Raw genomic sequence first — 13,196 nt, 5'->3', positions numbered from 1 at the left:
TGTGTCACGCTCCCGTGAGTCGGGCAAGGGCGTCGTCCATCGCCTGCGCCGGGAGTTCGATCAGCCTCGGCGCCTCGGTGAACAGCAGCGCCGCCGTCACCACGCGGCCGGGGTAAAGCGGCTCGAGCAGCGCGCGGTAGAGCGCCAGCTGCAGGACATAGGCCGGCGGCACCTGCGCCAGCGAGGCTGGCGCCGGCCGGTTGGTCTTGTAGTCGACGATCGATACGCGCTCGGGCATCACCGCCAGCCGATCGATCTTGCCCGAGATCGAGCGCAATCTGCCTTTGACTTCGAGGCTACCCATCACCGCCACCTCGGCGCGGGAACTGGGTGAGAACAGCTCGGCAAAGCGCACATCCCCAAAGATCGCCATCACCGAGGCCAGCGCCTTGTTACGCTCGGCCTTGGGCCAGTCGGCGCCGGCACGGTTGAGATATCGCAACGCCACAGCTTGCCGTTCATCCTCGGGGAAGCCGGGCAGCATCTGCAGCAATTTGTGCAGCGCCAGCCCGCGCATCACCGCAAAGCCCGGCTCCGCCTCGCCGTCCAGCACCGGCGAGCGGGTATCGACAACAGCTTCCTTGCCCTCGTCGATCAGCGCCGACGCGCCGGACGGCGACAGCGGGCGCGGCAGATCTTCGTAAGGCGGCAAGGGCCGGAACAAGCCCACCGGCAGCGGCAGCACCTGTTGCGGCAGCCGCGACTCGTCGGCTGCCGCCTGCGCCACCGGCGGAAGCTTGGTCATGACGAAACGATGCACCGGCCCGCTGCTGGCGGGGTGGCGGCGCTCGGTGCTTTCGGGTGCACCTGTCAGCGCGCGGCTGACGATCGAATGCCAGGTGCCGGTGCTGGGCTGACGCTTGCCGTGATAGCCGCAGACGATCAACCGGTCCTCGGCGCGTGTCATGCCGACATAGAGCAGCCGCCGGTATTCGTCGTCGGCAAGCTCCCGCGCCCTGGCCGAGGCTGCCTTTGAGAAGCCGTTGGCGACATCGGCGGCTGAGCGCCAGAGATAGCCCTTGCCGTCGAAATTGCGGCCCGAAGCGTCGAACGGCATGAGCCGCGGCAGATGCTGGTCGCTGAACGGCGCCGAACCGCCATCGACCAGGAAGACAACAGGCGCTTCCAGGCCCTTGGCGGCATGCACGGTCATGACGCGGACCTCGTCGCGCGTCTGGTCCATCTCGCGCTTGATCTCCGGGCCGGTGTTTTCCAGCGTCGCCAGGAAAGCCTCCAGCCCCGGCAAGCCGGTGCGTTCTTCGGCCAGACAGAAGCTCAGGAACTCGTCGAGAATATCGCCGGCCTCCGGGCCGAGCCGGGCGATCATCTTCTTGCGCAGGCCGTCGCGCGCCAGCACCCCGGCGTAGAATTCGAACACCGGCCGGAACGCCGCCTCGTTGGCCCAGCCGTCGAGCCGGGCAACGACATCGGTCAGCGCGGTATTGTCGCCAGCATGCTGGCGTAATGAGGCGATCAGCGATGTTCCGGCTGGCCGTCCGGCGCCAAGCGTAAAAAGCGTCTCCTCCGACACGTCGAAAACCGGGCTGCGCAGCACGGCGGCGAGCGACAGGTCATCCTGCGGCTGGATGAGGAAATGGCCGAGTGCGATCAGGTCCTTGACCGCGATGTGGCCGGGCAGGCTCAGCCGGTCGGCGCCGGCGACGGGAATATCGCGGTCCTTCAGCGCGCGCGACAGCGCATGGACGAAGCGGTCGCGCTTGCGCACCAGCACAAGAATGTCGCCGGCCCTCAGCCTGCGTCCCTTGCCCTCGATGATCTCGCGGTCCTTGAGCCAGGTCTGGATGGTCGCAGCCACGTGCTCGGCCACCCGCACAGCCGGCGCGCTGGCATGATTGACCGGCAACGTCCAGTCGTCGGGCTCCTCGACGGCGTCAGCGCCGAGCGACGGCCAGACCTCGACATAGCCAGGCGCGTCGTTGCGGATCGCCTTGTGGTCGAGCGGATCGGGGTCATGGCTGATGCCGCGCCGCACGCCCGGATCGGCAAAGACGCGGTCGACGGCGGCAAGCACGTCGTCGGTCGACCGGAACGACCAGGTCAGTTTCAGGTCGGCAAACGAAGCATTGGCGGCGTTCACGCGTCCGGAAAACAAGAGCCGGCTGTCGGCGAAGGAATCCGGCGCGGCACCCTGAAAGGAATAGATCGACTGCTTTTCGTCGCCGACGGCGAACACCGTGCGATTGGTCGTGCCGCGCTGGCCGTGGCCGGCAAAGAACTCCTCCGCCAGCCGCTTCACCACCTCCCATTGGTCGGGGCTGGTGTCCTGCGCCTCGTCGAGCAGGATGTGGTCGATACCCTGGTCGAGCTTGTACTGCACCCAGGGTCCGGCATCCGGCCGCGCCAGAAGGTTGACGGTGCGGGTGATGAGGTCGTTGAAGTCGAGAAAGCCGCGGCTGCGCTTCAGGCGCTCGTACCGCACGATCAGCCAGTCGGCTATGGTCAACGCCGCGACCGTGCCTACCAGCATCCGGAACAGCGCCAGCCGGTCGGAGACGTCTGTTATCGCCTTGACGGCCGCCAGATAGCGCTCGGGAAGGTCGGGCAGCCGGCCGAGCAGCGCCTTCTTGAACAACTTTGAGGGATCATAGGGGTCGCCATCGGCCTTGAGAAAGGCTTTGCCGAGCATCTGCAGCCGGCGGGTCGGGTCCGTCTCGGCAAAGGCCAAGCGGGCATAGGGCAAGAGATTGTTGAGCACGGTGCGGGCGTCGGTGGCCTCGGCGGCACTGGCGAACACTGCAAAGAAGTCCGGCAGGAAACCCGGCAGCGGCCATACCGATGCCGCTATGTCTTCGGCGCTCTGCCCGGGGCGAAAATGGAATTCGTCGAACAGGGCCTGAAAGCCGCCGCCGTCGCGCCGGACCGCATCGATGAAGCCGCGTAAGCCGTCGCGCTTGCGCACGATTTCGGCGAGCAGCGCATCGAGTCCGTGTTCGCCGCCGCGCTCCAGCACGGTGGCAAAGGCCTCGGCCAGTCCGGCGTCTCCGGCTGACGTGCCCGAAATCATGTCGCGGCGGGCGCCGGCAAACAGCGAGGCCTCCATCTGCGGATCGAGCATTTCGAAATGCGCCGGGATGTTGGCCTCCAGCGGGAACTGGTGCAGCACCGATTCGCAGAAGGCGTGGATGGTCTGGATTTTCAGCCCGCCCGGCGTTTCCAGCGCTTCGGCAAACAGCCGGCGCGCCCGCCGCATCGTGTCGCGGTCGGGCCGGCGGCCGTCCACCGCCTCAATCTTTGTGGCAAGCTCGGCATCGCCGAGCGCCGTCCATTCCGACAGGGTCGAGAACACGCGGTTCGACATGTTGGCGGCGGCCGCCCGCGTATAGGTCAGGCACAGGATCTTCGACGGATCGGTGCCGTTGAGCAGCAGCCGGATGACGCGCTGGGCCAGCACATGCGTCTTGCCCGAGCCGGCATTGGCCGACACCCAGGCCGAGTTCTTCGGGTCGGAAGCGCGCGCCTGGCTGGCGGCGGTTTCGCTGGGGATGGGATAGGCTTTTTTCATGTCTCCCCCGCCTCGTCATCGCTGTCGCCGCCGGCCGACCATTCGAGCACGCGCGCCAGATGGTCGTAATCGCCATCGCTCTCGCCCTCGCGAAACGGCAGCGCCCGCGACAGGTAGCCGGTCGTTGGATCGGCATAATGGACCAGCAGCTTTTCCAGCCGCGCCCAGGCCTCCTCGGCGAGGTCTTCGGCGGTCCGGGGCTGGCGGTTGTAGTCGAGGATGGATTCCTCGAACACTTCGCCATTCGGCTTCAGCCGCACAAATGCAAGCTGGGAGGGCTCGCGCGCGCCAAGCCCCTTGAAGGCGCCGCGCCGGAGCAGCGCCCCTTCGAGCGCCAGCTGTGGCGCCAGCAGCGTGTGGGCCTGCGCCTTGGACGGGGACGAGCCGGTCTTGTAGTCGAGAATGTCGGCCATGCCACCGGCCAAAAGGTCGACGCGGTCGGCATAGCCGGACAGCGTCACGCCGGTGCGGCCGACAGCGGTTTTTTCGGCGCGCTCCTCGGCATGCCGCCGAGCGACGGCGGGAGCGCGGCCGCGCTCCCATTCGATGATGTTGGCGGCAAGCTTTTCGAAGCGCGGCCACCACACAGCCTCGACATCGGCGGGCAGGGCGATCTCGGCAAAGCAGGTCCGGCCGGCAGCGATGAGGCGTTCCAGAGCTTCGGGCGCACGGGGATCCGCTATCTCTGTCGAGAACAGATGCAGGATGTCATGAAACAGCGTGCCGCGCTCGGCCGCGCCGGGGTCGCGGATCACCGGCTCGAGCGGCAGAAGGCTCAGAATACGCTTGGCATAGACTGCATAGGGGTCGCGGCGCAGCGTCTCGATCTCAGTCACCGAGAAATGCTGCGGCCGCATGCTCAGCGGCGGTTTCGGCTGCGGTCGCGGCGCGAAATGCTGCCGCTCGCCGGCATCGAGCGCGCGCGCCCAGGCAAGCAATTCGTCGCCGCGCCCGCGCAATGCGGCCGCCGGATCCTTGCCGATGAAGGTGAGGATGCGCTGCAGCCAGCGCGACGGCACCGCCGGTGCGTCGCCGGCTCGGGCGGAGCGCGTCAGCACCACCTTTTTCGCCCCCATCGCCATCTGGAAGTCGTGGGCGGCAAGGCCGATACGGCGCTCCGGCGGCTCGAGATCGATGCCGGTCTTCATCAACCGCGACATGAAGCGATCGCTTTCCGGCTTGCGTGGCCACACGCCCTCGTTCAGCCCGCCAATGACCATCGTGTCGACATTCTGCAGCCGCGCTTCCAGCGCCCCCCAAATGGCGATGTTGCGGTCGGTGCCTTGCCCGGGCTTGACCGTTTCCGGTGCTACCAGCGCGTCCATCACATCAGGCCATTCGTCGGCCGGGAAGTCGAACGACGCCGAGGCCGCGACCACACCGCGCAGCAGCTCGGCGAGTTTCTCGCCGGCGTCGCCGGCATAAAATTCAGCCAGGCTGCCCTCCGCCGTGCGGCCGAGATTTTCCAGCGCGGCGACGCTCGCTCTGGTCAACGCGACAAGATCGGCATTCTCTTCACCGCGAAAGGCGGTCAGCGGCGCCAGTGCCGTCACAAGCCGGCTCAGCATATCGCGGGCATCGTCGATGCCGCGCACGCTCAGGCGCGAAAACCAGAAGGGCTGGCGCTTGTCCCCGCTCAGCCCGGCGAGACGCTCCTCGAACAGTGCTGGCAAGGCGGCGATGTCGGGGCGTCCGGTGCCGCCGCGCAGCGCCACGAGTTCGATGAGCTCGGCGGCATGGCGCACGCCGGTGCGCTCAAGTCCGAGCCCGAGCAGCGGATGCTTGAGCAGCGACAAAAGGCCGACGGGATCGCCGGGCCGGAATACCGCGTGAAGTGTGAGCCGCAGCAGGCTGGCTGCAGGCGTGTTGGCGAGCGGCGTGCCGCCGGAATCGTCAGCGATCACACCGAAGCGCAACAGCTCGGCCGAGACGCGCCGCGCCAGCCCGCGGTCGCCGGTAACGAGCGCTGCCCTGTGCCCCGGCTGTTCCACGGCGGTTTTCAGCGCGATGGCGATCGCCGCCGCCTCGTCGCGTTCGCTGGCGGCTTCGACCAGCGTCACGTCGGCGAAGGCCTCGGCGATGTCTACGGCGTTGAAGCATATGCGGGTCTCGGCCCATAATTCCGTGGTCTCGGCCGGCCGCAGCGCCTCGCCGACAAGGGCCGCGCGGAGCGCCAGTGCGGGCTCGGCGGAGACCACTTCCTCGACATCGCCACGCAGCACGCCAATCTTGCCGATCAGCTTGGCCATGCCGTATTGCGGGTGGCCAAGCAGTGCCGGCCGCGCACCGGGCGCCCCAATCGCGGCAAAAGACGGTTCGTCCAGCATCCCATCGAGCCCGGGCAGCACCACGGCGCCGTTGGGCAGGCTGGCGACCGTGGCAAGCAGTTCGGCCGTGGCGGGAATAGAGCCCGTCGAGCCGGCGGCGATCACCGGGCCTTTGGGCGGGTTGCGTTCCAGCCGCTTCGCCTCGCGCCGGATCAGCGCATTGCGGTGCGCGGCCGGGTTGGAGCGGTCGCGCTCCTCCAGTAATTTCGGCCAGGCCTCGGTGACGATACGGAGGAAATCGAGCGTCACAAGCCACCATCCGGCAAGATTGCCGGTGACCAGATCGGCAAGCCTGGTCCAGTCCGTGCCTTCGGTTTCGATCTCGTCCATCAGCCGGGCGAGGTCACGCGCCAGCCAGATCGCATCGGCGGCGGAGGCCGGCACGACGATCTCTTCGTTGAACATATCAAGGACATGCGCCGGCAAGGTGCGCTTCCAGGCCCGCACCAGCGGCGCCAGTAGCAGCAGGCGTTCGATGGCTGCGATCGGCGGCGCCATTTCAAGCTCGGTCGGCGTGCCGGCGTCGAAGGCGGCTTCGTCCTCGTCGAACTCTCCGAGCGGGCGGATGACCGGCAGGATCGCCGAACGGCGGCTCCCCTCCGGTCCCGAAAGCGCGTCGACAAAAGCGCCGCGCAGCGCACGGGCCGCGCGCCGTGTCGGCACATAGATGGTGACATCAGCCAGCGCCAGCGGATCGCCGTCGAACCGGAAGCCGGGCACCAGCCGTCCGGCCAGCAAGGCCTCGGCCAGAGTCGGCAGGAATGGCGCTCCGGGCGGGATCGAAAGAACGCGGCGCGCGCCGCTCATACCACCTTCGCGAGAGCTTCGGCGGCGGCCGCTTCCGCCTGCGGAATGGCGTCGGGAGTGCCGACGGTGATCCAGCTTCCGCGCATCTGCATGCCGAACAGACGGCCAGAGGCGATTGCCTTGTCGAAATGGGTGTTGAGCGAATGCGCCCCGGCCGGCGCATCCCTGAAGATGGCGGGATTGACGATTGCCGCTCCGGCATAGATCAACCCGGCCGGATCGCCTTTCGAGCGCCGCAGGCCGCCATCCGGCGCCATCAGGAAATCCGTGCCGACACCGTGTCCGGTGGCCGAGTCGAGATCGGTAAGCATCAGCAGAATATCCATTTTCGCGCCGTCCCATGCAAGGGCAAGGCGCTCGAGGCTGGGCTGGCCGCTGTCGATCCAGAACGTATCGGCGTTGATGATGTAGAAGGGGTCGCTGCCCAGCAGCGGCAATGCCTTGACGATGCCACCCGCCGAATTCAGCAGTGCGTCGCGCTCGTCGGAAATGACGATCTTTGGCGCCCGCCTGTGGGCGATATGGGCGACGATCTGGTCCGGCAGATAGTGCACGTTGACGATGGCTTTCTCGACGCCGGCCGCTTCGAGACTGTCCAGCCCCCAGTCGAGCAAGGTCCTGCCGGCGATCCGCACCAGCGGCTTCGGCATGGTGTCGGTGATCGGCCGCATGCGCTTGCCAAGACCCGCCGCCAGCACCATCGCTGTGGTCAAGGTCACGGGAGCCGTTCCTCCAGCAGGCCATGTGCCATGTAAAACTCCTTCAGCTGAGCCAGCGCCGGGTGCGCCAGCGCCCGCCTGAGATAATCGCGGATGCGCGGCAGGTGTCGGAGATAATAGGGCTTGCCGTCGCGCTTTTCGAGCCGCACGAAAATGCCGAGGATCTTCGAATTGCGCTGCGCCGCCATGATCGCATAGGCCGCGCGGAAGGCGTCCTCATCGAAGCCGCCGGCGGCGTGGCGCGCAGCGACATAGGCGTCCACGGTCCGCTGCTCGATATCAGGCGAAACGGTGACGCGGGCATCCATGGCCAGCGACGCAACGTCATAGGCCGCCGGACCCATCAGCGCGTCCTGGACGTCGACGATGCCGAGGCGGTCGTGGCCTTTGCGGTCACCGCGCCAGATGATGTTGGGCGAATGGAAGTCGCGCAGCATCAGCGTGTATTCCTGTGTGTCCAGCCGATCGAGAACCGCGTTCCATTCCCTGTGATAGCCGGCGCGTAAAGCCTCGCTTGCCGGGCTGCCGGTCACCATCGGCACATACCAATCGACCAAGAGATCGGCTTCGATCAGCATGGCGTCGCGATCGAAGGGCGGCACCTCGTGGAAGACGCCTGGGACGGCTTCCATGCGCTGCAGCCAGGTCTTGCCATGCATCATGGCCAGCAATTCGGCTGCTGCCGTGTAGCGCTCGGCCGCCGGCTCACCATTGCCGTCGAGAAAACCTTCCGAGCCCAGATGCTCCAGCAGCAGAAACCCTTGCTCGAGATCCTCGGCATGGATTTTTGGGACACTGACACCTTGCGCCAGCAGCGCCTTGTCGATGGCGACGAAGGCGGTGACCGACTGCGCGGTGTGGGCGATCACGGCATAGGGCTTGCCGTCGCGCACCGGCGGCCCCAGCACCAGCCGCGGCGAATTCATCAGCACGCGCGGCGCAAGGCCGGCGCGCGAGACGATCTCATAGGAGCGCGCCGAGGCGTCGCCGACGAAATGGCGCCGCGCGGCGTCGCCCCAACCGGCCGTTTTGAGGAAATCGCGCATCGCCAGCGATCGGGCCACGCGTTTGAAGGCAACGCCTTGGCCCGATAGTTTCGCCAGGCGGCCTTCGCCCTGATGGACGAGTTCGATCCAGATCGACGTCCTGGGCAGAGCGGCCTCCGCCCGTTCCGGCCACTCGACAAGGGCAGCGCCCTGCAGCAGCGCCTCGTCGAAACCCAGCTCGTCCATCTCGCCGGCCGAGGACAGGCGATAGAGATCGAAATGGTGCACGGGGATGCGCGTGTCGTAGCTTTGCACCAAGGTGAAGGTAGGGCTCGGCACATCGATGCCGGCATCGTCGGCCAGCGCCCTGATCAGGGCCCGCGCCAGCGTCGACTTGCCGGCGCCGAGATCGCCCTTGAGCGCCAGCACGTCGCCCGGCCGCAGCGCCATGGCCAGGTCCTCGCCGAGCCTTGCGGTCGCAGCCTCGTCGGCGAGAAAACGCTCCAGCACAACAACGGTCATCGAGCGCGCTACTCGGCCGCGGCGCGGATGCCCGACGGTGCATCGGGGAAGGTGCAGATGACGGTGGTGCCCTTGTCCTTGCCGGTCTCGATGCGCACGCTGCCGCCGTGCAGCTCGACAAAGCTCTTGACGATCGACAGGCCTAAGCCCGCACCGCGCCGGCGCCCGCCATTGGTGCGCGGCTCGAAGCGGCGGAACACCGAATCGAGCAGGTCCGGCGGCATGCCGGGGCCGTTGTCATGGACGGAGAATTCCACACCTTGCTCCAAATGCCGGCAGGCAAGCGTGATAGTGCTCGCCTCCGGCGCGTAATTGGCGGCGTTGCTGAGCAGATTGTAGAGGATCTGGCGAACCCGGGTCTCGTCGCCGTGAAAACTCTTCGGCGCCGCAGCGGCGTCGATCCGGAGCTTGATCGAATGCTCTTGCAGCCGGTCGGCGACCAGTTCGGCCGCGGCCTCGATGGTGCGCTCGACGCTTACTTCCGAAATGTCGAGCTGCATGATGCCGGCGTCGACGGTGGCGAGGTCGAGTATGTCGTTGACGATGGTGAGCAGCACCGAGGATGACGAGCCGACATGCTCGACATATTCGCGCTGCTTTGGGCTGAGCGGCCCGGTCGCCGGCAGCGACAGAAGCTCGGTGAAGCCGATGATGTTGGTCAGCGGCGAGCGCAGCTCGTAGGAGACATGCTGCACGAACTCGTTCTTCAGCTGGTCGGATTTCTGCAGCGCTTCGTTCTTGTCCTTCAGCGCGCGCTCGACATTGACGCTGTCGGTGACGTCCACAAAGGTCATCATCACCTGGCCGTTGGGCAGCGGGATGACGGCGTAGCTGAGCACTGTGCCGTTCTTCAGTTCGGTCTGGCCATGGCGGTCGCGGCGCTCGTCGTCGAAACCGGTGATGGCGGCGACGAACCCGCCCCACGGGCTGTCGACGGCGCGCTGGTCGCTGAGATCGCGGATCGCCGAGACATGGACGTTGGGCTTGATCACATCCTGGCTCAGTCCCCACAGCGCGACAAAGGCTGGGTTCGACAGGCGCAGCCGCCCATCGGGACCGAACACGGCGACGCCTTCGGCCAGATTGTCGAGCGTTTCGCCCTGGACCCGCACCGCCGTCTGGTAGCGGCTTTCCAGGTCCATCTTCTCGGTCAGGTTCTCGAACACCCAGGTCACGCCGCCCTTCGGCTGCGGGTTGGCCACCACGCGGATGGTCTTGCCGTCGGGCAGATGCCACCAATGCTCTTGCGATTCCACCGCGCGGTAGGCACCAAGCAGGCCTTCTTTCCAGCGCCGCCATTCCGGCTGCTCGGCGATCTTGCCTTCGCTGCGCAGCCGGTCGAGCAGCAGCGCATTGTCGGGCGCGCTGTGCAGGAAGCCCGGGTCCAGCCCCCACAGTTTCTGGAACGCCTGGTTGAAGAAGCGCAACTTCTCGTTGGCATCGAAGATCGCCACCGCCGTGTTGAGCTGGTCGAGCGTGTCGGCATGGCTGCGCACCGTGCGCTCATATTCGCCGCGAATGGTTTCGGTGGCGCTGGTGTCGCAGGCAAGGCCGGCCGAGCCGTCGGCACCGGCGAAGTCGGTGACGGCGAACACGCGGCGGTCGCCCTCGATCACTGTCGACAGCGTTTGTTCGAAGATTGGGCGCGATTTGTGCTGCGCGGCGATCTGTTCGCGCGCCTGGGCGCCGAGGAATTCCTTGGCTTCGCGCACCGCGGTCTCGGCGTTCGGTGCCTCAACCGCTCCGGCATAGGCACGGTTGACCCATTTCAGCCGCCCGTCGGTGGCGCGCAGCCAGGCCGGCATCGGCAAGGCGTCGAGCAGGCCGATCATCGTCTCGTAGTCGGCGGCCAGCCGCTGGTTCTCGATCTTCAGCCTGGCCTGGCTTCGCTGCGTCTCCGACAGCGAGACGAAGCGCACCAGCACATGCGCGGCGCTCTTGCGGCCATGCACTTCAAGCGGCGCCCCGGCCTGCGATTCGATCACGAGATCAAAGGGTTTCGCTTTCTCGCGCAGACCAGCGACGGCATTTTCGAGCGCCGCCGCCGAGCGCGGCATCAGCCAGCGGCCGAAGGCGAGGAAGGCTGCACGGTCGTCCGGCGCACCGCTTTCCAGCGGCAGCGTGCCAATCAGCTCCGGCTTCTTGTTCTCCGACGCCCAGACGATGACGCGCTGGTCACGCAGATTGAGCAGCGCCTCGGAGCGCTGCAGCGCCGCATTGATGTCGGCAATGCGGGCTCTGAGTTCGACATTCTGCGCCGAGGTGCGGGCTCTTTCGCGGATCAGGAAGATGGCCGAGACCAGTGCCGCGCCCATGACGCCGACGAACATGGCGAGCTGGATGACTTCGACCGCGCTGACCGACAGTCCGGCCTTCTGCGCAATGGCCGGCTCGGCATGGGCGGCAAACGAGGTGAGCGGGCCGGCAAGAGCTGAGGTGGCAAGAAAGCCGGCGGTGCGGGCGCCGACGCGCCTCTTCAGGCCACCGCCTGTCGTGACGGAGCCATTGCTATCGGAATCGTCATGGCCGCCGGAAACGGCCGATCCCGCGCGAGGCGGGTTTTCCCCCGGCATGCCTTGGTCCTCTTCGCCGCCTGAATGCAAGACCGCCTAGATCAGGATCACGTTTGATGGAAACGCCCTTCTGACCTAACTCTTTTCTAAAGAGCATGATCTTTTCCGAAAACCGCTTCCCACTTTTCGCTGACGCGGTCCTTCGGTTCGAATCATGCTCTCGATGCGTACGCCAGCCTCGTCCCCGGCCCACGAATCAGCACAATAGCGCGTGCTGGAATCGGCGTGAAGAATCATCCGCGCAAAAAAGAAGCCGGACGAAAAGTCAATCGCCCGGCTTCAATATCTAGTGGTAAACGCCGCTTTGGCTAATAGCGGTAGTGTTCCGGCTTGAACGGACCCTGCGGGGTCACGCCGATATAGGCGGCCTGTTCGCCGGAAAGTTCGGTCAAGCGGGCTCCAAGCTTATCGAGATGCAGACGCGCCACCTTCTCGTCGAGGTGCTTGGGCAGCACATAGACCTGGTTCTGGTACTGGCCGGGCTTGGTGTAGAGCTCGATCTGCGCCAGCACCTGATTGGTGAACGAAGCCGACATCACGAAGCTCGGATGACCGGTCGCGTTGCCGAGGTTGAGCAGGCGCCCCTCGGACAGCAGGATCATCCGCTTGCCGTCCGGGAAGGTTATCATGTCGACCTGCGGCTTGACGTTGGTCCATTGCAGGTTGCGCAGCGACGCGACCTGGATCTCATTGTCGAAGTGGCCGATATTGCCGACGATCACCATGTCCTTCATCGAGCGCATGTGGTCGAGGGTGACGACATCCTTGTTGCCGGTGGTGGTGATGACGATGTCGGCGGTTGGTGCGGCATCTTCCAGCGTGACGACTTCAAAGCCGTCCATCGCCGCCTGCAGCGCGCAGATCGGATCGACTTCCGTGACCTTGACGCGGGCGCCGGCGCCCTTGAGCGAAGCCGACGAGCCCTTGCCGACGTCGCCATAGCCGCAGACGACCGCAACCTTGCCGGCCATCATGGTGTCGGTGCCGCGGCGGATGCCGTCGACCAGCGATTCCTTGCAGCCATATTTGTTGTCGAACTTCGACTTGGTGACCGAGTCGTTGACGTTGATCGCCGGGAACGGCAGCAGACCCTTCTTCTGCAGCTGGTATAGCCGGTTGACACCCGTGGTCGTCTCTTCGGTGACGCCGCGAATGGCTTCCTTCTGCTTGGTGAAGAAGCCGGGCGAGGCCTTCAGGCGCTTCTTGACCTGGGCGTAGAAGTATTCCTCTTCCTCGCTCTGCGGGTTGGACAGCACGTCCTCGCCGGCTTCGGCGCGGGCGCCGATCAGTATGTACATGGTGGCGTCGCCGCCATCATCGAGGATCATGTTGGAGAGGCCGCCATCGGCCCACTGGAAGATCCTGTCGGTATAGTCCCAGTACTCCTCGAGCGACTCGCCCTTGACGGCGAACACCGGGATACCGGCCTCGGCGATGGCCGCGGCCGCATGGTCCTGGGTCGAGAAGATGTTGCACGAGGCCCAGCGGATATCGGCGCCAAGCGCCTTCAGCGTCTCGATCAGCACCGCCGTCTGGATGGTCATGTGCAGCGAGCCGGTGATGCGCGCACCTTTCAACGGCTTCTTGTCGCCGAATTCTTCGCGGCAGGCCATCAGGCCCGGCATTTCGGTTTCGGCGATATCGAGTTCCTTGCGGCCCCAGCCGGCAAGCGAGATGTCGGCAACCACATAGTCCTTGCTACCTGTCATGGCAGTGCTCCGGTGCGATTTGTCTTCAGA

Annotated in this window: 6 protein-coding genes; all 6 read right to left on the bottom strand. The window is 66.1% G+C overall.

All coding sequences use genetic code 11. The features are described 5' to 3' along the window. Positions 1 to 4: 4 nt before the first annotated feature. On the bottom strand, positions 5 to 3,523 hold the full coding sequence (gene addA, locus ACYG9R_RS10095) for a double-strand break repair helicase AddA (protein ID WP_023823992.1): 3,519 nt from the start codon (positions 3,521 to 3,523) through the stop codon (positions 5 to 7). Continuing rightward, complete coding sequence (gene addB / locus ACYG9R_RS10090) at positions 3,520 to 6,657, bottom strand: double-strand break repair protein AddB (protein ID WP_023823991.1); 3,138 nt, start codon at positions 6,655 to 6,657, stop codon at positions 3,520 to 3,522. The genes addA and addB overlap by 4 nt, the downstream gene beginning before the upstream one ends. Beyond that, positions 6,654 to 7,358 (bottom strand): nucleotidyltransferase family protein, encoded by a 705-nt coding sequence (locus ACYG9R_RS10085; RefSeq protein ID WP_027049083.1) that lies wholly within the window; start codon positions 7,356 to 7,358, stop codon positions 6,654 to 6,656. Before ACYG9R_RS10085 ends, addB begins: the two co-directional genes overlap by 4 nt. Positions 7,359 to 7,372: 14 nt before the next feature. Then, positions 7,373 to 8,884 carry a tRNA (adenosine(37)-N6)-threonylcarbamoyltransferase complex ATPase subunit type 1 TsaE gene (tsaE, locus tag ACYG9R_RS10080; protein WP_023823990.1) on the bottom strand — a complete coding sequence of 504 codons (1,512 nt, stop codon included), beginning with the start codon at positions 8,882 to 8,884 and terminating at the stop codon, positions 7,373 to 7,375. An 8-nt stretch (positions 8,885 to 8,892) separates the two neighbouring features. After that, entirely contained in the window at positions 8,893 to 11,457 is a 2,565-nt protein-coding gene (locus tag ACYG9R_RS10075) for a sensor histidine kinase (RefSeq protein WP_023672300.1), read from the bottom strand. A gap of 308 nt (positions 11,458 to 11,765) precedes the next feature. Next, complete coding sequence (ahcY, locus tag ACYG9R_RS10070) at positions 11,766 to 13,166, bottom strand: adenosylhomocysteinase (protein WP_023681401.1); 1,401 nt, start codon at positions 13,164 to 13,166, stop codon at positions 11,766 to 11,768. Between the last annotated feature and the right edge of the window lie 30 nt (positions 13,167 to 13,196).

This window comes from Mesorhizobium sp. RSR565B (assembly GCF_054719465.1).
Note: the sequence above shows the minus strand (reverse complement) of the source record. Positions and strands in the feature narration are given on the sequence as shown.

Coding starts and splice junctions, on each gene's coding strand:
- addB (WP_023823991.1), bottom strand. CDS start 6,657: ATGAGCGGCGCGCGCCGCGTTCTTTCGATCCCGCCCGGAGCGCCATTC.
- ahcY (WP_023681401.1), bottom strand. CDS start 13,166: ATGACAGGTAGCAAGGACTATGTGGTTGCCGACATCTCGCTTGCCGGC.
- tsaE (WP_023823990.1), bottom strand. CDS start 8,884: ATGACCGTTGTTGTGCTGGAGCGTTTTCTCGCCGACGAGGCTGCGACC.
- ACYG9R_RS10085 (WP_027049083.1), bottom strand. CDS start 7,358: ATGGTGCTGGCGGCGGGTCTTGGCAAGCGCATGCGGCCGATCACCGAC.
- addA (WP_023823992.1), bottom strand. CDS start 3,523: ATGAAAAAAGCCTATCCCATCCCCAGCGAAACCGCCGCCAGCCAGGCG.
- ACYG9R_RS10075 (WP_023672300.1), bottom strand. CDS start 11,457: ATGCCGGGGGAAAACCCGCCTCGCGCGGGATCGGCCGTTTCCGGCGGC.